General features: G+C 50.9%; 14 protein-coding genes. 10 read left to right on the top strand and 4 right to left on the bottom strand.

Going from position 1 to position 21528, the window contains the following annotated elements; genetic code table 11:
* Positions 1–37: 37 nt before the first annotated feature.
* Positions 38–1396: an FGGY-family carbohydrate kinase gene (locus tag FPG75_RS05290; protein WP_143305623.1), complete on the bottom strand. Its 1359-nt coding sequence runs from the start codon at positions 1394–1396 to the stop codon at positions 38–40.
* 27 nt (positions 1397–1423) lie between these two features.
* On the bottom strand, positions 1424–3529 hold the full coding sequence (locus FPG75_RS05285) for a bifunctional aldolase/short-chain dehydrogenase (protein WP_143305621.1): 2106 nt from the start codon (positions 3527–3529) through the stop codon (positions 1424–1426).
* A 184-nt stretch (positions 3530–3713) separates the two neighbouring features.
* On the opposite strand from FPG75_RS05285, the gene FPG75_RS05280 reads away from it, so the two are divergent.
* The 9 genes from FPG75_RS05280 (at position 3714) to FPG75_RS05240 (ending at position 17442) form a co-directional block, all read left to right on the top strand.
* Entirely contained in the window at positions 3714–4745 is a 1032-nt protein-coding gene (locus tag FPG75_RS05280) for a GntR family transcriptional regulator (RefSeq protein WP_143305619.1), read from the top strand.
* 117 nt (positions 4746–4862) lie between these two features.
* Positions 4863–7958 (top strand): SusC/RagA family TonB-linked outer membrane protein, encoded by a 3096-nt coding sequence (locus tag FPG75_RS05275; protein ID WP_143305618.1) that lies wholly within the window; start codon positions 4863–4865, stop codon positions 7956–7958.
* A gap of 12 nt (positions 7959–7970) precedes the next feature.
* Positions 7971–9452, top strand: coding sequence for a RagB/SusD family nutrient uptake outer membrane protein (locus FPG75_RS05270; protein ID WP_143305616.1), 1482 nt, complete (start codon positions 7971–7973; stop codon positions 9450–9452).
* Between the two features lie 91 nt (positions 9453–9543).
* Positions 9544–12222: a c-type cytochrome gene (locus FPG75_RS05265; RefSeq protein ID WP_143305614.1), complete on the top strand. Its 2679-nt coding sequence runs from the start codon at positions 9544–9546 to the stop codon at positions 12220–12222.
* Positions 12219–13268: an aldose 1-epimerase family protein gene (locus FPG75_RS05260; protein ID WP_143305613.1), complete on the top strand. Its 1050-nt coding sequence runs from the start codon at positions 12219–12221 to the stop codon at positions 13266–13268. The genes FPG75_RS05265 and FPG75_RS05260 overlap by 4 nt, the downstream gene beginning before the upstream one ends.
* Before the next feature lie 9 nt (positions 13269–13277).
* The gene (locus FPG75_RS05255) at positions 13278–14471 is read left to right on the top strand and encodes a cupin domain-containing protein (protein ID WP_143305611.1); all 1194 of its coding nucleotides are present in this window, start codon (positions 13278–13280) and stop codon (positions 14469–14471) included.
* A gap of 10 nt (positions 14472–14481) precedes the next feature.
* Positions 14482–15522: a sugar phosphate isomerase/epimerase family protein gene (locus FPG75_RS05250; RefSeq protein ID WP_143305608.1), complete on the top strand. Its 1041-nt coding sequence runs from the start codon at positions 14482–14484 to the stop codon at positions 15520–15522.
* Between the two features lie 22 nt (positions 15523–15544).
* A complete protein-coding gene (locus FPG75_RS05245; protein ID WP_143305607.1) occupies positions 15545–16687 on the top strand; it encodes a Gfo/Idh/MocA family protein in 1143 nt (380 codons plus the stop codon).
* Positions 16688–16698: 11 nt separating this feature from the next.
* Positions 16699–17442 (top strand): 3-keto-disaccharide hydrolase, encoded by a 744-nt coding sequence (locus FPG75_RS05240; protein WP_236652728.1) that lies wholly within the window; start codon positions 16699–16701, stop codon positions 17440–17442.
* Between the two features lie 64 nt (positions 17443–17506).
* Here FPG75_RS05240 and FPG75_RS05235 read toward each other — a convergent pair whose 3' ends face one another.
* Positions 17507–19906, bottom strand: coding sequence for an ABC transporter permease (locus FPG75_RS05235; protein ID WP_143305605.1), 2400 nt, complete (start codon positions 19904–19906; stop codon positions 17507–17509).
* Positions 19907–20151: 245 nt separating this feature from the next.
* Between FPG75_RS05235 and FPG75_RS26195 the strand changes: the two genes are divergently transcribed.
* Positions 20152–20307 (top strand): hypothetical protein, encoded by a 156-nt coding sequence (locus FPG75_RS26195; RefSeq protein WP_236652727.1) that lies wholly within the window; start codon positions 20152–20154, stop codon positions 20305–20307.
* On the opposite strand, the gene FPG75_RS05225 is transcribed toward FPG75_RS26195, so the two are convergent.
* Positions 20281–21447, bottom strand: a complete 1167-nt coding sequence (locus FPG75_RS05225; RefSeq protein WP_143305603.1) for a TlpA disulfide reductase family protein — start codon at positions 21445–21447, stop codon at positions 20281–20283. The genes FPG75_RS26195 and FPG75_RS05225 overlap by 27 nt on opposite strands.
* Between the last annotated feature and the right edge of the window lie 81 nt (positions 21448–21528).

Raw genomic sequence — 21528 nt, 5'->3', positions numbered from 1 at the left:
ATAAAAATAAATATTAAGAATGACGGATTAATATGATCTACCCACACCTGGCTGCGCGGTAAGGCTTCAACGTCACCAGGTCCGCAGGTACCGCCTGATGATTCCAGGCTTCGTGTATGGCCAATGCCGCGCCCATCGCCGTTGCCTGCGGCATGGAAGCGGCAAATATTTCCATCTCCGGGAGCATATTGGCCAGCAGTTGCATATAGAGCCGGTTTTTACTGAATCCACCGTCAACGTATATACGTTTTACCGGTGTATCTTTCAGCACGCGCATGGCGGCGATGTACTGCTCCCTGGCAATATCCATCATCAGTTGATGATAGGCAATCGTATCTGATGCAAATGAATCGAGATGGCGCTGTTCGAATACGGTGCAAGGCCCGCTGTCTTTATCTAACACCGGGGCTTCTTTCAATTGTTGTATAATCTCATCATTATATTCCATTGTTTGATAACGATCAGTATGCTGGTGAAAATGATTGGCGATCCGTTTCACCTGTTGCTCATACTCATGACCGGCAAACAGCCGGGAAGCCTTTACCGGCTTGCCTTCGAAGGAAAGATAACAAAGGCAGTCAGCGGCCAGTTCTTCGGTAGTTAAAGGAATGTTGTTAAAAGGATTTAAACAGATGCACCAGGTGCCGGTGGAGATCAGGGCAAAGGGCTCGGAGCACGTCACCAGGTAAGGGATCAGCGCAGCGGAGCTGTCGTGCAGCCCAACACCGATAACACCATTATCGGACATCATCGTTGCCGTAGCGGCAAAAACGGGCGCCAGCTTGTCTTTCACGCCTTCCGTTGTTACCCATGTATGATAATCATTCCGCTGAAAATCCCATAGATGGGTGTGGCAGCCGATGCTGGTTTTATCGGAACAGGCAACACCCGTTAGCAGGTAGCTCATGTATTGCGGCAGGTGCAACGCATATTTCAGTTGCCGGAATATCAGCGGCTGCTCATATTTCAGGCGATACAACTGCATGCCGGCATTGAGGCTCCCCAGCACCGGCGACGCCGTTTGTAAAGAGAGTGCCGCGCTGCCGCCATAGCGGCTATAGAACTGATCACTGAGTGCTGCCGGGTAAGGTTTCAGGTAATTGTACAAGGGCGTAAGTGCGCGCCCCTGCTCATCTATATGCACCATGCTGGCGCCATAGGCAGAAAAGTTAATGGCCGCTATGCGCACATTTTCATCCCGGCGTATTTGTTGCAGTGTGTCAAACACAAAGTGGCGAAGGCTTTCCAGGTTTTCGCAGGGATCGCCATCTTCATCCGCTGTTTCAGGTAAACGGGTGGCGTATTCAAAAACGATGCGGTATTGTTCATCGAAGAGCAACAGTTTTTTATTGGTTTTACCAATATCGAAGATGGCGATAACGGGAATTTTTTTCATAGCACAGCTTAAGTTACAAACGAAAGTTTACCTGACAAAGGCCATCGCCACGCCGCCATCCACATTCAATACGTTGCCGGTGGCTTTGTTGAGCAGTCCGCCTACAAAGGCGAAGCAGGCATTGGCAATATCTTCCGGTACAATAATTTCATTGAGCAAGGTGCGGCGGGCATAAAAGGCCGGCAGCTCTTCTACCTTCACGCCATAGGCTTTGGCGCGGCCTTCTGCCCATGCGCCGGCCCATATTTTACTGTCGGAGATGACGGCATCGGGGTTTACTACGTTCACGCGTATACGATCTTTTCCCAGCTCGGCGGCATTCAGCCGGCTCAGGTGCAGCTGTGCGGCCTTGGCAGAACCATAGGCGGCATTGTTAGGACCTGATACCAATGCATTTTTACTGACGATGTTTACAATATCGCCGCCGATGTCCTGCTTGCGCAGGATATGAAGCCCTGCCTGCGTTACCAGGAACTGTCCTTTCACCAGCACATCATACAACAGGCCCCAATCTTTTTCCGTATGCTCTTCCAGTGGTTTGGAGATAGAGATGCCGGCACAATTAACGATGATGTCTACGCCGCCAAAGGCCAGCACGGCCTTGTTACACACCTGCCGGATAGAGGCGGCATCAGTCACATCCAGCAAGGCGGCGATGAATACATCTCTACCAAAGCGCTGATGAAACTCTTCTTCGGCCTGGCTCAGTCGCTGCCCATCGTTATCATTGATCACTACCACCGCTCCTTCTTCTGCAAACTTTTTCGCGATGGCTTTGCCAATGCCGCCAGCGCTGCCGGTTACCAGCGCTACCTTTCCACTGAGCGCTTTCGGTGCGGGCATGCGTTGCAGCTTGGCTTCTTCCAGTAGCCAGTATTCGATATCAAAAGCCTCCTGCCGGGGCAGCGCAACATATTCCGAGATGGCTTCTGCGCCGCGCATCACATTGATGGCATTGATATAAAACTCTGCTGCCACGCGGGCGGTTTGTTTGTCTTTCGCAAACGTGAACATCCCTACGCCCGGGTACAGGATCACGACGGGATTGGGGTCACGCATCGCAGGGCTATTCGCATGTTTGCATTGCTGATAGTAGGCGGCGTATTGATCACGGTAGCCGGCAAATAGCGGCGCGAGTAATTCCTTCACGGCTGTTACCTCCTGAAGATCCGCATCCGGCGCCAGGTTGAGCACGAGGGGACTGATCTTTGTGCGCAGGAAATGATCCGGGCAACTGGTGCCCATCGGCGCGAGGCGATGCAGATCGCGGGAGTTGATGAACTCAAGTACGATGGCATCATCTGTAAAATGTCCTACCATTTTTTGCGCGGAAGAACAAAACCCGCGCAGTACTGGCGCGAGCGCTGCGGCCTGACTGGCGCGCTGTTCGGCCGGCAAGGCATCTATTTTCTTTCCGCCGAAAACCGGTTTATCACGGCCTGTACGTTCAGCGATGTATGATGCGCAACGTTCTATCACTTCCAATGTATTCACATAACACGCATGGGCGGTATCGCCCCAGGTGAACAATCCATGCGATCCGAGCATAATACCGCGGATACCCGGATGATCTTTTAAACACTGTGCCAGCCGCAGCCCCAGGTCGAAGCCTGGCCGCTGCCAGGGCACCCAGCCAATGGCGCCTTCAAATAATTCCTGCGTGATCTGCGCGCCATCTTTCGCAGCGGCAATCGCGATCACGGCATCAGGATGCAGGTGATCGATATGTTTGAAAGGCAGGAACGCATGCAACGGCGTATCGATCGATGGCGCTTTGGAATGGAGGTCGTAGATACAATGGTTGAAGAGCGCCACCATCTCATCTTCCTGCGCAATACCTTTGTATATATTTTTAAGTTGCTGCAGGCGTTCCACATACAAGGCCGCCAGCCCGCTTTTTTTCAGTGTTCCCAGATCGCCGCCAGAGCCTTTCACCCACATCACCTCTACCGCTTCGTTCGTCACAGGATCCTTTGCCATGGCCTTACAGGAGGTATTGCCACCACCGTAGTTCGTGAGCCGGAGATCGGCCCCCAGCAGGTTGGAACGGTAGATCAGCAAGGCTACTTCATCTCCTTCCATACCAGCGGCCACCGTATTATCCCATAAATAACTGACATGCTTGAATGACATACACAATAAATTTTAACGTTGTAATAAAAGTAAAGCATGTAGTATTTCTAACTGTCATGTACTGTCATGGTTAGCATATGGCTATTTCGGTTCCAGCCCTTGAAGCGCTTTGAGCGCTTCAAGGGCTTCTTTGCTTAATGCCAAATTAAATTACTATCATTGTCCAGACTCTAACTCACACGCTATGAAACAACATCCGGTATTCAAATATCTTTTTATCGACGACTATGCCGCCACACCTAAATATTATCAACTGGCCAACTCCATCATCAAAGCCATTATAGACAAGAAGATACAGCAGGATGATATCCTGCCTTCTATCAATGAGGTAAGCCACAACTTCGAAATATCAAGGGATACGGCGGAGAAAGCCTATAAATACCTGAAAGGCCTCGGCATCCTGGGTTCCGTGCCAGGCAAAGGGTATTATGTGCAACAAAGCAACCTTGGCCAGCAGTACCGGATATTGCTGCTGTTCAATAAACTCAGCGAACATAAGAAAGTGATCTATGACTCGTTTGCCGCAAAGCTCGGAGAGCAGGCCAGCATCGATTTCTACATCTACAACAGTGATTTCAGCCTGTTCAAAAAATTACTTTCTCAAAACCTCAACGAATACACGCACGTGGTGATCCTCCCCCATTTCCGGGAACGCTGGGATCATGTGGATGAAGTGATCAACACCATCCCGAAAGAGAAACTGATCCTGCTGGATAAAAAGCTGAAAGGCGTTACCGGCGAGTATGGCGCTGTATACGAAAATTTTCAGGACGATATTTATGGCGCACTCGAACAAGCCCGTGAGAAACTGCAACACTATCATACCCTGAAAATCATCTACCCGGAAAATACTTATTACCCTGAAGAGATCTACCAGGGCTTCATGCAGTTCTGCCAGAACTATGCCTTCAACAGCAAGAAGGTAAACGAAATTCTGGAAGAAGATATTCAGCCGGGAGATGTATACATCAACCTGCGGGAGAACGACCTGGTATTATTGATAGAACATATCATCTCCCTGAACCTTCAAATAGGCAAAGATGTAGGTATCATCTCCTACAACGAAACGCCGCTGAAAAAATTTATTCTCAACGGCATCACCACGATCTCCACTGATTTCAAATCCATGGGCGAAATGGCCGCACAATTGATACTGGATCAGTCGAGGGCGCAGATAGAAGTGCCCTTTTATGTGAAGATGCGCGCATCGTTGTAGAAAGCAGGACAGCACAGGACAGTACAGGATGCAACAGGACAGGAATGTTTGATGCTTCGACTAAATTTATTTCGTAAAGAAAAGAATAGTCGTTTCGTCACCTAAACTCCACCTGTTATGAATCATCTTATACGTTATGGAACCCTTCTTTATTTACTGTTACTATTTTCTCCTGCCAGCTACGCACAAACCAATACCATCAGCGGCCAGCTTACAGACGCCAGCACCGGCGCGCCGCTGCCCAGTGTCAGCATCGGCGTGAAAGGCAGCAGCAAAGGCACTTTCAGCGATACCAACGGCAGATTCACGATTTCTGCAAATGCCAGCGACTCACTCATCTGTAGCATGGTAGGCTATACTACACGCGCCGTGTATGTGGGCAATCGCAGCAAATTGAGCATCACACTGGAACCTGGCAACAAAGTATTGAACCAGGTAGTGGTAGTAGGCTACGGCACACAACAGAAAAAAGATGTAACCGGATCGGTAGGAACGGTGTCGATGAAGAACATCAAAGATATGCCGGTAGCGGGCCCCGACCAGGCCCTGGCCGGACAGATCGCCGGCATACAGGTGAGCACTTCCAACGGTATCCCCGGCGGCGGGCCACAGGTGCAGGTACGCGGCATCGGCGCCGTTGGCGCTGGCAGTCAGCCGCTATACGTAGTGGATGGCTACCCGCTCTCTTCCACCTCCGACCAGGTGAATGATCCGATCAACACCATCAACCCGCAGGATATAGAATCGATGGCCGTATTGAAAGATGCTTCTGCTACGGCCATCTATGGTTCAAGAGGCGCCAACGGCGTAGTGTTGATCACCACCAGGAGAGGCACTTCCGGTTTGCCAAGGATACAATTATCTGCCAACTACGGCCTGCAGGCGATTCCGCAGAAAGGCAGGCCAGACCTGATGAACGGCCAGGAGTTTGCACAATTCAGGAAAGAAGCAATTGAAGATAATATCCGCTTTACCGAACACCGGGAACCAACACTGAATGATATACCGGAAATATACCGCCATCCGGAACTGATCGGCGAAGGCACCAACTGGTTCAACGCCATCACCCGCGTAGCCCCGATGCAGGATATCAACCTGAGTGTTAGCGGCGGCACAGAAAAAGTACGGACCTATGTTTCCGCCGGTTACTATAACCAGAATGGCGTGATCATCAACACCGGCTATCAGCGTTTCAGCATAAGAACCAATGTAGACGCCACTTTATCCAACCGTTTCAAACTAGGCTTCAACATCGCGCCTACCTATACTTTGCGCAATGGCGATGCCCGCGGCGAAGGCAGATCGGAAACTTTTGGTACGGCCAGTCCCATCGAACCGGTATATAAATCCGATGGCAGCTACAATGCGTATATTCAAAGTCCGGGTACTTTTGGTCTTGCCAATCCCGTAATGGTACGGAAAGAAACGGTGAATAAAAGTAAAAGCAGCCGTATCCTCTTCAACACCTACGGCGAATTTGAAATTGTCAAAAATCTGAAACTCAAATCTACTTTCAACGTCGACTACCAGCAGGGCAGCAATGAATATTTCCGGCCTTCTACGCTGGCCAATGAAAACGCAGCGCCACCCAGCATTCCAAGCGGCAGCTACACTACCGGCGAATACCTCAACTGGCTCAACGAAAATACGCTCACCTATCAATACACAAGCCGCAGCGGTCATGCCTTTACCGGACTGCTTGGCTATACCATACAATCGCAACACGAACAATACAACGGCTTTAATGGCCGCAACTTTCCGGACGATGATATCAAAACGCTCAACGCTGCCGCCACCATCACTGCCATCCCCGACGGGATCAGCAAAATGGACTGGGTGCTGCTCTCCTATCTCGCCAGAATCAACTATGCTTATAAAGATAAATACCTGGTCACCGCTACGATCCGAAGCGATGGCTCCTCACGTTTCGGTCCGCAGAACCGCTGGGGCACCTTCCCCTCCGTGGCGCTCGGGTGGCGCATTTCGCAGGAAGACTTCATGCGATCATCTGCCACCATCAGCGATCTTAAACTGAGAGTATCTTATGGCTTCACCGGAAATTTCAACATCGGCAACTACTCTTACATGAGTAATATCGGTACCAGCGATTATGTGCTCAATGGCGCGCTGGCCGGCGGCCGTGTAATGAATACACTCGGCAATCCCGCACTGGGATGGGAAAAGATGCGGGAGCTGAACATCGGCATCGATGTAGGTCTGTGGAAAGACCGCGTATATCTCACTGCCGATATCTACAAACGCAATACGCAGGACCTGTTGCTGAACGTGGAAATCCCCCAGAGCAGCGGCTTTGGGACCGTTACAGAAAATAAGGGCGATATGGAAAACCGTGGCCTCGAACTGGGCATCTCCTCCCGTAATATTGAAACCAGGCGCTTCACCTGGACCACCAATTTCAACATCTCTTTCAACAGGAACAAAGTACTGGCGCTGGGCACAGACAATGCGCCCATCTACTCCGGCAACAGCAGTGAAGGCAATCCTACCAACATCACGATAGTAGGCAAGCCGCTGGGCATGTTGTTCGGCTATGTTTTCGACGGCATCTACCAGAACCAGGCGGAAGTGGACAAGGGGCCTGCCTTTCCGGGCGCCATCCCCGGCAATATCCGCTACAAGGATATCAATGGCAACGGGGTGATCAACCCGCGTGAAGACTTCGCCATCATCGGCAATCCTTATCCCAAATTCAACTGGGGCCTTACCAATACGCTTACCTACAAAAACTTCGACCTGCGCATACTCGTGGTAGGCTCCATGGGCGCCGATCGCCTGCATGCCACCAACGACTACAACGGTAATATAGACGGCGTTTTCAATGTACGGAAAGATGTAAAATACCGTTGGAGATCGGAATCCAATCCCGGTAACGGCAGAGTGCCTACCACCAATGGTTCCGGTCGTGGCAGGGTGATGTACCGCGATGTAAGCTCGCTCACGGTAGAAAAAAATAATTACGCCTGGATCAAGAACATCACCGTTGGTTACAGTTTCCCTGGCAAAGGATTTTTACAGAGCGCCAGGATCTACGCCAGCGTGCAGAACGCCATCCTGTTCACCAAATACAGCGGCAACCCGGAAGTGACCAACTATCTCGGCAAAGGCGGCAGCGGCGCGCTGGTACCGGGTATCGACTATTCCAACTACCCGGTGCCCAGGATCTTCTCTCTCGGCGCCAATCTCACCTTCTAAAAAAATCTGCACATGAAAGCTACACTCTCTACCATCATATGCCTCGGTATCACCCTCGCCAGCTGTAACCACATGCTCGATGTGAAACCCGAATCTTTTTCCAGCGGCTCCAACTATTACAATACCGAAGCGCAGATACAACGCGCTGTAAATGGCTGCTATGGCGAATTACAGAACCTCTACACCAGCGACTACTGGGCCATGACGGAAATGCGCGCAGACAATACCAATTATCAATATGATGGAAGCGATCGCGGCGCGCAGCAACGGGAAGAGATAGATGAATTTCTCATCACCTCCACCAACAACTATGTCAATGCTGTGTGGAGCCGCTTGTACCGCAACATCCAGCAGTCCAATGTGGTCATCACCAGGATAGATGCCGTGAAGTTTGCCAATGACGCCACCAAGAAACAATATCTCGGCGAAGCGAAATTCCTGCGCGCCCTCTACTACTTCCACCTGGTGCGGCTTTTCGGCGCAGTGCCGCTGATCGTGAAAGAAGTGACCAGCCCCGAAGGCGCGCTCACGCCCAAACGCGCCACTGTTGACGAAGTGTATGCGCAGATCATCGCAGATGCGAGCGATGCAGTGGCCGGTTTGCCCGCCACCTATGCCGCCAGCGAAACCGGCAGGGCCACCAAAGGCGCTGCCCTCACCCTTCTCGGCGATGTATACCTGACCCGGAAAGATTTTGCCAAAGCCATCGCCACCCTGCAACAGGTGCTCACCTTGAACTATTCACTGGTGCCGGATTACGCTGACAATTTTGATCCCGCCAAAAAGAACAACAGCGAATCCATCTTCGCCGTACAATATAATTCAGGGCTGGAAACAGAAAGCAGCAATTTCATTTTTGTATTCGGCCCGCGCAATGGGAAAAAAGATCTCACCGGCTTCAATGGTAACCTGGGCGGCTGCAACATGCCTACGCCCAGCATCGTGAATGCATATGAACCAAACGATAAAAGAAAAGATGCTTCCGTGTATATGTACAGCAGCCCTGGCAATGCGGCCTTTCAGGAATCCGTGGCATTTGGCGGCAAGTTACCGCTCATCAAAAAATTCTATCATCCGCCTTATGCACTGGATGGACGCGCCAACGAAAACTGGCCGGTATACCGCTATGCCCACGTGCTGCTGATGCTGGCGGAAGCCATCAACGAAACCGGTAATGGCGATCCCTTGCAGTATCTCAACCAGGTGCGCAAACGCGCCGGACTGGACCCGGTACTGGCGGCCGGACAAGCCGCGCTCCGCGATACCATCTTCCACGAAACGCGCGTGGAACTGGCTTTTGAAGACCAACGCTGGTACCAGTTGCTGCGCACCGGCAGGGCCGTAGCCGTGATGACCGCTCACGGCATCGAAGAAAAGAAAAGGCTGTCGAGGCTCAGCGCCGCGTCTTATAATATCCAGCCATACCAGCTGTTGTACCCGATTCCGGAACGGGAAGTGAGGCTGAATAAATTTGATCAAAATCCTGGTTGGTAAAAAAAAGAAAAAAAACCGCGAAACGACTATTATTTTAAGGTAACGATTATCAGCCACGCAAACCACGTATCATCTCCCGAAAAACTATATTATGTTCACATTCAAACCAAGATCATTCCCGCTGCTGTTGCTGGTTACCGCCATCATCGCCGGAGGAACTGCCTGTCAGCAAGCCAACAACAAAACATCCACCGGCAATTCAAAAATCGATGGGCTCAAACTACCTGATAACTTCAAAGCAGAACGGCTTTATAGTCCGGGTGATAATAAACAGGGCTCCTGGGTAGCTATGACCTTCGACAACAAAGGCCGCATGATCGTATCCGATCAGTTCGGCGCCTTGTACCGCCTGCAATTGCCCGCTATCGGAGAAGATTCTTCCAGGCTGAAAATTGAAAGGCTGAACATCGGCAAAGACACGTCCAGCAAAGTATCCATGGGATTTGCACAAGGGCTGCTGTATGCCTTCAACAGCCTGTATGTGATGGTGAACCATAACAGCGACAGCACCTTCAGCAAAGGCAGCGGCCTGTATCGCCTGCAAGATACCGATGGCGATGACCAGTATGATAAGGTAACGCTTATCAAAGCGCTGGATGGTGAGGGAGAACACGGCCCGCATAGCATTGTGTTATCGCCCGACAAACAATCGCTTTATGTCATCGCCGGTAATTTTACGAAGATACCGGAGATGGAGAGCTACAAGGCACGCCCTTCCTGGAACATAGACAATGTGTTCCCTTTCATCAAAGACCCTAACGGTCACGACAATACGGTGAATATCCACGGCGGATGGATCGCGCACCTGGACTCTACGGGCGCGCACTGGGAGCTGATCAGCTCCGGTTACCGCAATCCTTTTGATCTCGCCTTCAATGATGAAGGAGATATGTTCACCTACGATTCTGATATGGAATGGGATATCGGCACGCCCTGGTACCGCCCAACGCGTATCTGTCTGGCTACCAGTGGCAGTGAATACGGCTGGCGCCCCGGCACAGAAAAATGGTCGCCCGCTTATCCCGACAACCTGCCGCCGCTGCTCAACATCGGACAAGGCTCTCCCACTAACCTGATCTATGGCGGCAATGCGCGCTTCCCTGAAAAGTACCGCCGGGCGCTGTTTGCATTCGACTGGAGCTTCGGTATCATCTACGCCATTCACTTGCAACCCGATGGCGCCGCCTATAAAGCTACCGCAGAAGAATTTCTTTCCGGCTCGCCGCTGCCTTTGACCGATGGCGTGATCGGACCTGATGGCGCGCTGTATTTCCTGACCGGTGGCCGCCGTCTGGAATCGGATCTCTATCGTGTATATTACAAAGACAACAAAGAAAGCAATGCACCATTGGCGGCAGCTGCACCTACAGCAGGCGCGAAGATCCGCCGCCAGCTGGAAAGCTACCATGGTGGCGAAAAAGCGGGCGCCGTTGCCTTTGCCTGGCCTTACCTGAACAATGCCGACCGCTATATCCGTTTTGCCGCAAGGGTAGCCATAGAAAATCAACCGCTGAGCCAGTGGCAGCAGAAAGTGTTACAGGAAACAGATCCTGAAACGCTGATCCAGGGCGCTATTGCACTCGCGAGACAAGGTAAGGAAGATGTGAAGCAACAATTATTACCGCAGCTGATGCACATCGATTACAGCAAGCTGTCGCCCGATCAGCAGATCGACCTGCTGCGCGCCTTTGAACTGGTATTTGTACGCATGGGCAAGCCCACAGGCGCTCTCGGCGCACAGGTGGCCGCTTATCTCGACAAACAATATCCTGCTCCCGCCAATGATCTCAATCGCTCGCTCAGCAAGCTGCTGGCCTATCTCGACGCACCGCACGTAGTAGAAAAAACGATGGCCCTGCTGGCAAGCGCAAAAGATGATACCACTGCTAATCAAACCGCCACACAATCCGCTGACCTGATCCTGCGTAACCCGCAATACGGGCTGGATATCGCGAATATGTTATCGCACATGCCGCCCTTACAGCAAACATGGTATGCCACGGCATTGAGCCAGGTGAAGAGCGGCTGGACGCCCGCCTTGCAGGAACAATATTTCAAATGGTTCTACAACGCTTTCACTTTTAAAGGCGGGCATAGCTTCGTAGGCTTTATCAACAGCGCCCGGAAAGACGCGCTGGCCAATGTTTCCAAAAAAGATTTCGCACACTTCAACCAACTCTCCGGCGACTCGCTGATCAACAACAGCGGCAACCTTGCTCAGGGCTTCCCGCAGCCGAAAGGCCCCGGCCGCCGCTGGACGCTGGACGAAGCCGTAAAAGTAGTAGACAGCGGCCTGGTGCACCGCAACTTTGATCAGGGCCGCGCCATGTTCGCCTCCTGCCTGTGCAGCTCCTGTCATGGCATGCGCGGAGAAGGCGGCGTAGCAGGTCCCGATCTAACGCAGCTGGGTACACGCTTTTCTACTAAAGATATACTGGAAGCCATCATCGATCCCAGCAAAACCATCTCCGATCAATATGCCGCTACGGTATTTACTTTGAAGAACGGCAGCACCGTGCTGGGTCGCATGGTGAGCCAGGACAAAGAAAAATACGTGATCTCGCAAAATCCTTTTGCACCGCAGGAACACCGCGAGCTGCGCAAAAGCGAAGTGGCCGGCACCAAAGTATCTAATGTATCCGTGATGTTGCCCGGCCTCATCAACCGCCTGAACCCCGATGAGCTGCGCGACCTCATGGCCTACCTGAAATCAGGTGGCAACAAACAGGATTCCGTTTTTGTGGCCGATAAAAAACTGGGCGCCAAATGAGTTGGCAGGATAAAATATCCCATCATGCGCAACTCGGCGGCATTGAAACTGCGGTGCTGGACAATGGCCCCGGGCGTGGCACGCGCATCGCGTGGATCAATACCGGTACCGGCCTGAGATACAAAGTGGTCATTGACCGTGCGATGGATATTGCAGATGCGTTTTATCAGCAATATAGTTTGGCCTGGCTAAGCCATACCGGCATCACCTTCCCTGATCACGCTGCCGATAAAGGGCTGGACTGGCTCCGCACTTTCGGCGGCGGGCTGATGACCACCTGCGGCCTCACACATGTGGGCGGCCCGGAAACAGACGAGTATGGAGAACGCGGGCTGCATGGCCCTGTCAGTAATACATCTGCCGAAATCATTTCCATCATACAACCCGATCCCCTGGGCGGCAATATGGAAATGAGTATCACCGGCATCATCCGGCAGGTAAGCGTGCTCGGTGTGAAGCTGCTGCTGAAACGTACTATAGCAGGCACTTTGGGCGAGCCCATGATCCGCGTGCACGATGAAGTGATCAACAAAGGCAACACCATCGCGCCGCACATGTTGTTGTACCATTTCAACTTCGGCTGGCCACTGGTAGACGAAGGCGCTGATATCTGCTGGAAAGGAAGCTGGTTATCGCGCGAGGGCAATGCAGACCAGCTTTTCCGGCCGGGCCATGATTACAAAAAATGTATGGCGCCCCTGGAAAGCCACGCCGGTAGCGGCGAAGAAGCTGCCGTCATCGACATCGATGCCGGCCCTGATGGTTGGTGCACCTGCGGCGTGCATAATGCCGCACTGCCGCTGGCGCTCTCTTTACGCTTCAAAAAAAGCCAGCTGCCCGTGCTCACCAACTGGCAACACTGGGGAAAAGGAGAATATGTGACCGGGCTGGAACCCGGCACCCATGCGCCGGTAGGCCAGGCCAGAGCACGGCGCGATGGCTCGCTCCTCTTCCTGCAACCCGGCGAAAGCCGGCAGTATGAACTGCTTATAACGGTGATGCATACACGCGAAAAGATACACCAATTTCTCACAGACCTTCAATAACTCAAGCTCATGGAAAAACAAAGTATTGCAGCAAAAGCACTCGAACAAGGACAGGGCATCCTGCGCCTGGCGCCCACCTGGGTGCCCAGGTCTTTCTGCGTGCCAGGCCGGCGGATCAAACTGCACCCGGATGATTATTATGTGCTGGGCGGCATCAGGGGCGGCATCGACGAGCGTTGGCTGTCGTCCACCACCCCTGCACAGAATGGCCCTTTAACCGGCAAGCATGAAGGCCTGAGCATGGTAGTAGGCAACGATGGTCAACAGTTCCTGTTAAAAGATGCGATCAGCGAACTGAAAGATCAGCTGATCGGGAAACGGCTCTGGGACGCCTATGGCGCCTGGCCCATGTATTCCAAATTCTTCGATAATATGGGACCGCTCCCTCATCATATCCATCATAACGATGAAAAAGCCGCGCTGATCGGGCAGGCGGGCAAACCGGAAGCCTATTATTTTCCGCCGCAGCTGAACAATCACGGTGGCGACTTTCCCTATACGTTCATGGGCATTGCGCCCGGCACCACCCGCGAAACGATCCGCGAATGCCTGGTCAATTTCACCAAAGGCGATAACAAGATCACCAATTATTCACAAGCCTACCGGCTGGAACCCGGCACCGGATGGGATGTGCCGCCAGGTCTGCTCCACGCTCCCGGCAGCATGTGCACCTACGAGCCGCAAAAAGCCTCCGATGTATTTGCGATGTATCAGTCGCTCGTAAATGAAGCCATCATCCCCGAAGAACTGCTGTGGAAGGGCACTCCCAAAGAAAGCATCGGCGACTACGACGCCCTGCTGGACGTGATCGACTGGGACCTGAACGTGGATCCGTTGCTGTTCCAGCATCGTTATATGCCACCCATAACCGCTGCTAACGGAGACGGCTATACGGAAAAATGGGTTTGCTATAAATCCACCGCCTTCAGCGCCAAAGAGCTGACGGTAGCCCCCGGCGCAAGCGTAGTGATAAAAGACAATGCCGCCTACGGCATGATCATGATGCAGGGCCGCGGCACCATGGGGGTATGGGAGATAGAGACGCCTGCGCTCATCCGCTACGGGCAGCTTACCCACGATGAATACTTTGTGAGCGAAGCCGCCGCCATGGCCGGTGTAAAGATCGTGAACACTTCTGCCACCGATCCCATCGTGATGCTGAAACATTTCGGTCCTGACAACCCGGACCTGGTTAACATCTAAACGCGACCTTATGAAAAACAACAATTATCCGAAGCTCCATAACGCCACCTGGCCGGGCATTGTAGGCAAGGGCGGCGATGCGGAGCCCATTATTCCGTTCGATACCTTACTGGAACTGACCGCCGCCGCGCAAGTAGACGGCACTAAATTCGATGGCATCGATATCGGTTTGTTTGATGCACATGTAGCAGTAGACAGTAAGGAAGATGATTTAAAAAGACTGATAGAAAAAGTAGCCCGCCATCAATTGGAGATAGGCAGTCTTGTAGCGCCCATCTGGCCACCAGAGGGCGGTTCAGCCATGGGCAGCCAGGAGGAGCGCAAACGTTTTGTGGAACAGGTACGCAAGGCCTGCCGCATTGGAAAATACCTGCGCGAAGCAGGCATCCGGCCGCATGGCGTAGTCAGGATCGACTCGGCCTCTTCACCGGAGAGCTGGGCATTGAGTCCTGCCGCCAGCACGCAACTGATCATACAAACATTCCGCGAAGCCTGTGATGTAGCCGCAGACTATGGCGAACAACTCGCCGCCGAAGGCGAGATCTGCTGGGGCGGTATGCACAGCTGGAAAACCATGCTGGAAGTGCTGGAAGGCGTGAACCGCGCCAACATTGGCTTTCAGGCGGATATGTCGCACACCTTGTTATACCTGCTGGGATACAACCGGCCCGAAGACCGCATCCTGCCGGCAGATTTCAACTGGAACGACCGTGCGGCATTAACAGCCGGACTGCAAACCCTCACGCATGCGCTGCGCCCCTGGACCATCGATTTTCACGTTGCTCAAAATGATGGCACCGTATATGGCAGCGGCTCGCACGATAAAACAGGCCGGCATTGCCTGCCCACGGACCCCGACGGCAAGCTCGATATCGCCGCAGATGCCGGTCACTGGCTGCGCAACGAGCAGGGCGAACTTACCCAAACCTGTAAGCATATCTGCTGGGATGGCTGTATGTTCCCCAACAACGTGATGACACAACAAAGTACCTGGAATGATATCCTCGCCGCCATGATCGCTGTAAGGCAGCAGCATGGCTGGCAGGCATAGAATACCTTAAATAGTGCAGACTATGACAACAAAAAAAGAACTGAGGATCGGATTGATCGGCTGCGGCTTTATGGCCAGAACACATTCCAATGGCTACTTGCAGGCGCCGCACTTCTTTCCCGAACAGGTTTACCGGCCGGTATTAAAAGCCGTATGTTCCCGCTCCGCAGAAAAAACCCGGGCCTTTGCCGCGCAGTGGGGATATGAAAGCACAGAAACAGATTGGCGTCAACTCATCTCCCGCCCGGATATCGATGCCATCGATATCTGCACTCCTAACGATACACATGCCGAAATAGCCATTGCCGCCGCTGCGGCAGGAAAGATGATCCTCTGCGAAAAGCCGCTGGCACGCACGCTGGCAGAATCGGAAGCCATGGTAAGCGCCGTAGAACAGGCAGGCGTTGCCAACACCGTATGGTATAACTATCGCCGGCTGCCGGCAGTAACGCTCGCCAAACAAATCATCGCCTCCGGTAAGTTGGGAAAGATCTTTCATTACCGCGCCAATTTCCTGCAAGACTGGACCATCAATGCCAGTCTGCCACAAGGCGGCGAGGGCCTCTGGCGCATGGATGCCGCCGTAGCCGGATCAGGCGTGACAGGCGATCTGTTGTCGCATTGCATTGATACTGCCCTGTGGCTGAATGGCAGCATCACTACAGTATCCGCCATGACGGAAACCTTTGTGAAAGAACGCCTGCACCAGCTCAGCGGCAAAGTGGAAAAAGTGCACATCGATGATGCCTGTTCTTTCCTTTGCCGCTTCAGTAACGGTTCGCTCGGCCTCTTTGAATCCACGCGCTATGCGCGCGGGCACAAAGCGCTTTATACCTTCGAGATCAACGGCGAGCATGCTTCTATCCGCTGGGACCTCCACGACCTGAACCGCCTCGAGTTCTTTGATAACGGTGACGCCTCTACGCTGAAAGGCTGGCGTTCCATCCATGTCACCGATGGCGATCAGCCTTATATGAACAGGTGGTGGGTGCCGGGCCTGGGCATCGGCTACGAGCATTCGTTCGTCCACCAGGTAGCCGATTTCCTGCAAAGCCTGGAAAGCGGCGCCTCCTGCTCTCCCACTTTCAGGGAAGCACTGGCAACGCAACAGGTATGCGAGGCCGTACTGGACTCCGCCGCCAGCGGCGCATGGAAAACTATTTAATTGCTAATCGTATGAAATTTTATCTTTCACTCATCGCAGCATTGTTGCTGGTCATCAGTCACCCAAGCCGCAGCACCAGCTACGACAACGGATTTGTATCCATCTTCGATGGTAAAACACTCCGTGGCTGGGAAGGCGACTCCGTACACTGGCGCGCCGAAAACGGCCATCTTGTAGGAGAAGTTACGTCTTCCAATTTACTAAAGACCAACACCTTTCTTATCTGGAAAGGCGGTCAGCCAGCGGATTTCGAGCTCACCTGCGAGTTCCGTATCAGCGCCGGCGGCAATAGCGGCATCAACTATCGCAGCGAACTTGTCCCCGATGTACCGCATGCCCTCAAAGGCTACCAGGCCGACATCGACGGCGCCAACCGCTACACCGGCCAGAACTACGAAGAAAGAGGCCGCACTACACTTGCCTATCGCGGACAGCGCACTACCATCCCGCCCCCCGCCACCAGCTTGCAGGATGGCATCAAAAACAATGCATGGACGGCCGCCATCGTTACCGGCTCACTCGGCAGTGCAGAAGCTCTCCAGACACTGATCAAAAAAGAAGACTGGAACAAATGCCATCTCATCATAAAAGGCAATCACCTGCAACATTACATCAACGATGTGCTTATGAGTGATGTTACTGACAATGATCAGGTGAACGGCAAGCGCAAAGGCTGGCTGGGCCTGCAATGCCACGTAGGCGGCCCGATGAAGGTAGAGTACAGGAAGATCATGCTGAAGCAGATCAGGGGGTGATATTTTGAGGAGGACGCGGAATGCGTCCTCCAGTATTTTTAGCGCAGAAAAAAGGCTGAAGCCATCATTCTCTTTTCAAACTCTTCACCGGATCAGCCATGGCCGCTTGTATCGCCTGGTAGCCTACTGTGAGCCAGGCGATAACCTCGGCTATCAAAATAGTGGATAGAAATATGCCGGCGCCGATATGAATCCTGTATGCAAAATTTTGCAGCCATTGATGCATAAAATAATAGGCCAGCGGAGCAGCGATCAGAAAGGCCAGGCCAATCAGCAATGTAAATTCTTTAGAGATCAGGTAAACGATATGCAGCACTGATGCCCCCAGTACTTTCCTGATGCCTACTTCTTTGGTGCGCTGCACTGCCATAAATGCCACAAAGCCATACAATCCCAAACAGGAAATAAAAATGGCAATGCCTGCAAACACCTTATACAACTGGGCAAGCTGACGTTCCTGCTCATAGAAGCTGGCGATCTTGTCGTCCAGGAACTGGAATTCAAAAACAAAATCAGGCGTTGTTTTATTCCAGATCTTTTCTATAGCCGCCAACGTTTGCGGTATGCCCTGCGGTTGTATTTTTATATTGAGTATGCGGTACACCATTTTGAATGAACCCAGGGCAATAGCATTCCTTTCTGTTTTCATAGAGCTGCCATTGAAATCTTTCACAACGCCCACCACAGGTGCAACGATGCTGCCATCTCCAAAATTTATCTTCTTACCCAGTATCTCCTCCGGATTTTTAAAGCCCAGTTTCCGCACCATCAATTCGTTCACCACAAACCCATTGACGGTATCGGCAGGCTGATATGGGCTACCAGCAATGAACGGGATGTTGTACGTTTTAAAATAATCAGCGTCGGCCCATTTAAAATCAGCCTGAAATCCGGATTTCTTTGCGGCATTGTCGAATTTGAAATCGCCATCCCAATGTGCTTTATCCATCGGGCTGAAGGCGCTCAGGCTCACATTTTTTATACCGGCCTGTTGTTGCAATGCTGTTTTCAATGTTTCCATTTCAGACTGACGTGCGCTATCGTTGGCAAGGGGCACCGTAATGATGGCGTCTTTATCAAAGCCCATATCTGCATGCTGAAAGAAATTCATCTGGCTCACTACGATCAGCGTTCCGATGATCAGAGTTTGTGCGATGGTAAACTGAAAAACTACCAGGGTCTTTCTCATGGAAAGCCCGCCTACCGCTTTGTTCGTCAATTTATTCTTCAGTACCGATATGGGATGGAAGCCAGACAATACAATGGCTGGATAGAAGCCAGACAGCAATGTAACCGCCACCAGGATGCTACATAAAAATGCCAGCAGCGGAAAACTGAACGATATCGCCACCGATGTTTGCAAAAGGTTATTGAGCAGGGGCAGTCCGGCGAAAGCCAGCACTATAGCCACCACAACGGCGCCCAGCGTAATAAGAAATGTTTCACTCAAAAACTGGATCACCAATTGCTGTTTGCTGCTGCCCAGCACCTTCCTGATGCCCACCTCTTTTGATCGGTTCACAGATTGTGCAGTCGCCAGGTTGATAAAGTTGATGCAGGCAATAATTAAAAGGAACAAACCTATCAGGCTCAATGCGGTGATCAGTTCTTTGCTGAATGTTTTTTCGCTGTACGTCCCGAACCTGCTATCATAGTGTATATTGCTCAAGGGCTGCAGTATATAGCCCTGGTTCGCATATTCAACAGGGGTATGCCTTTTTACAAAATCTTTGAGGTCATTGTCAAATTGCTGCGCGGGCATGTTCGGGGGAAGCACAACGAAGGTGTTTAAAGATCCATCCTGTCCTACCCAATCCCTCATCATATCTTCATGTTCGGAAGTTTTAAAAGACAGTACCACCTTCAGGGGAAAATCCGTATTGACAGGCACATTCTTCAGGATACCGGTGATCTTGCAAACCTGGTTATTATCATACCTGATGAATTTACCGATGGCAGTATGCCAATCTCCAAAATATTTTGTGGCTATCTCCTCTGTGAGTACGGCTGTATTGGGTTCCGACAAGGCTGTTTTTGGATCGCCTGCAAGAAAAGGGAAATTGAATATGTTGAAAAATTCAGGCTCTGCATAAAACACGCTTTCCTTAAATTTTTTCTGTGATGCATTTATTTTATCATCCGATAAAATGATTTGCTTTTCCGCCCTTGCATAGATGCGGGCCACCTGTTCCAATTGCGGATAATCCATTCGCAGCCCTTCTGCCACCGGATAGGCGCTGGCTTTTGAATAGCTCATCCCGTTCGGTGTTTTAGTGGCAGCCACCACTCTATATATGCGCTCCTTGCGCTGATGAAAATTATCAAAGCTGGTTTCGTATTGAATCAACAGGAAGATGAGCAGGCAAACAGCAATGCCCACTGCCAACCCGATCGTATTGATGGCAACATAGGATTGATGACGGCGTAAATTTTGCCAGGCGGTTTTCAGGTAATTTTTAAGCATAGTGGTAACCGTTTTTTTGCTTTCAGCAAGAATAACCTGCCCAGGGCGCCAAGAAAAGTGCCATCTGATCCTCTATTTTAAAACCAACAAAATATGATTTTACAAAAAATAATATGTGTGCGCTTTCGATACAGTGATTGTTCGTTTATAAGAATACGAAATATATTTTCATACAAGTTACAGAGATATGAACACTTTTGCCGGGGCATTACGCAGGAACTTTGTTGTACATAAAATCATGGCAAATGAAAATCGTATTGACCGGATCGCTCGGAAATATCAGCAAACCACTCGCAGAGATACTGGTGCAGGAAGGCCACCAGGTCACGCTCATCAATCAACCAATGACGCAGTGTGAAATACAAATAGGTTACCTATTCAGTGAGCTTATCATTTATTAGTTCAATAAATTTCTTCTTACTACTTGAATCATCCGTCAAACCAGCAGCACTATACACGATGTGACTGTGCGTATCCATTAACACCATCAACGGTATCTTTCCTATATGATATCTGTCCTTCACCTGATCAATGTGCAAACTGTCGACCCAGAGTTGCTTCCATGGCATGTTCTCTTTCTTCAAAGTTGCTAACCATGCCGTCCGGCTTTCGTCAATGGAAACGCTCACAATATTCAAGCGGCTGGAAGAAAACTTCGCGTGTATATTCCTGATCTCTGGAATTTCGGCCCTACACGGGCCACACCAGGATGCCCAGAAGACAATTAGTGTTAACCTGGATGAACTATCCCTGATTGTGGAACTGTTTCCGTCAGGCGACCAGAATATATCATCCAGGTGAGACGCAGAAACTTCTTTCATCGACTTTTCGAAGAAGGATAATTCCGTAAATACTTTCCCTTTGGTAATACGTCCTTTAAAACAAGAAAGCAGGTCGTGGAACTCTTGCTCGCTATATTGATTGCGATCTTCCTGAAGCAATCGTAAAAGGTAATACGATTCCGGATAGGAAGTAGTCAGCTGCCTTTGACTCTCAAATAACGTAAGAGAATTGCTCAACATAAATTCCGCCCCCTTAACTATAAACAATAACCTGTTCTGCAATCCTCCTGAAATGCGCAAAGGGCTTACCTTTAAATGTGGAAATGGTGAGAACCCGTTATAAATTCCTGAAATCCTGATCGAGTCTCTTTCCAGCATAAAGCCATTCGTAGAAAAAGGTTTTCCATTTGGAGCCAAAACTGTATCCGAGTCAAACATCAATGGCTCAATCCTGCCCTGTCTGTTGAAATACAACTGAGCAAATAATGGTTCAAATTCTTCATTCACCTTAAGATGGAAAGAGAAATTTCCTCCTTTAACTACAGCGGAATCAATTATTACATTAGGATGGTAGATATCACTCAAAAACAACTGGCCGTCTGGCAAATTTTTAACACGGCCCTCCAATACCACTTCACTATTCTTATCACGCCGGTTGCAGGATATCGTCATGAGAATAATGACCGCAATTGCCGTTAAGAAAATAGATCTCGGACTCATAATGTATCTACACATTAAGGTAATCTTAATTTTTTTCATAATTTACAATCTGGGAGATCAAATGCATTATATAATATACTTCAGGTTTTCGACATTATAGAATTGAACACATAATTATTA

The organism is Chitinophaga vietnamensis (assembly GCF_902167635.1).
Taxonomy (GTDB): domain Bacteria; phylum Bacteroidota; class Bacteroidia; order Chitinophagales; family Chitinophagaceae; genus Chitinophaga; species Chitinophaga vietnamensis.
The sequence above is the reverse complement of the archived record's forward strand: the minus strand, read 5'-3'. Positions and strand labels throughout refer to the sequence as shown.

What these genes read in the sequence shown, in the direction of transcription:
- FPG75_RS05260 (WP_143305613.1), top strand. Translation starts at nt 12,219, where the DNA reads ATGAGTTGGCAGGATAAAATATCCCATCATGCGCAACTCGGCGGCATT.
- FPG75_RS05240 (WP_236652728.1), top strand. Translation starts at nt 16,699, where the DNA reads ATGAAATTTTATCTTTCACTCATCGCAGCATTGTTGCTGGTCATCAGT.
- FPG75_RS05225 (WP_143305603.1), bottom strand. Translation starts at nt 21,447, where the DNA reads ATGAAAAAAATTAAGATTACCTTAATGTGTAGATACATTATGAGTCCG.
- FPG75_RS05235 (WP_143305605.1), bottom strand. Translation starts at nt 19,906, where the DNA reads ATGCTTAAAAATTACCTGAAAACCGCCTGGCAAAATTTACGCCGTCAT.
- FPG75_RS05270 (WP_143305616.1), top strand. Translation starts at nt 7,971, where the DNA reads ATGAAAGCTACACTCTCTACCATCATATGCCTCGGTATCACCCTCGCC.
- FPG75_RS05285 (WP_143305621.1), bottom strand. Translation starts at nt 3,529, where the DNA reads ATGTCATTCAAGCATGTCAGTTATTTATGGGATAATACGGTGGCCGCT.
- FPG75_RS05290 (WP_143305623.1), bottom strand. Translation starts at nt 1,396, where the DNA reads ATGAAAAAAATTCCCGTTATCGCCATCTTCGATATTGGTAAAACCAAT.
- FPG75_RS05255 (WP_143305611.1), top strand. Translation starts at nt 13,278, where the DNA reads ATGGAAAAACAAAGTATTGCAGCAAAAGCACTCGAACAAGGACAGGGC.
- FPG75_RS05275 (WP_143305618.1), top strand. Translation starts at nt 4,863, where the DNA reads ATGAATCATCTTATACGTTATGGAACCCTTCTTTATTTACTGTTACTA.
- FPG75_RS05250 (WP_143305608.1), top strand. Translation starts at nt 14,482, where the DNA reads ATGAAAAACAACAATTATCCGAAGCTCCATAACGCCACCTGGCCGGGC.
- FPG75_RS05280 (WP_143305619.1), top strand. Translation starts at nt 3,714, where the DNA reads ATGAAACAACATCCGGTATTCAAATATCTTTTTATCGACGACTATGCC.
- FPG75_RS05245 (WP_143305607.1), top strand. Translation starts at nt 15,545, where the DNA reads ATGACAACAAAAAAAGAACTGAGGATCGGATTGATCGGCTGCGGCTTT.
- FPG75_RS05265 (WP_143305614.1), top strand. Translation starts at nt 9,544, where the DNA reads ATGTTCACATTCAAACCAAGATCATTCCCGCTGCTGTTGCTGGTTACC.
- FPG75_RS26195 (WP_236652727.1), top strand. Translation starts at nt 20,152, where the DNA reads ATGAAAATCGTATTGACCGGATCGCTCGGAAATATCAGCAAACCACTC.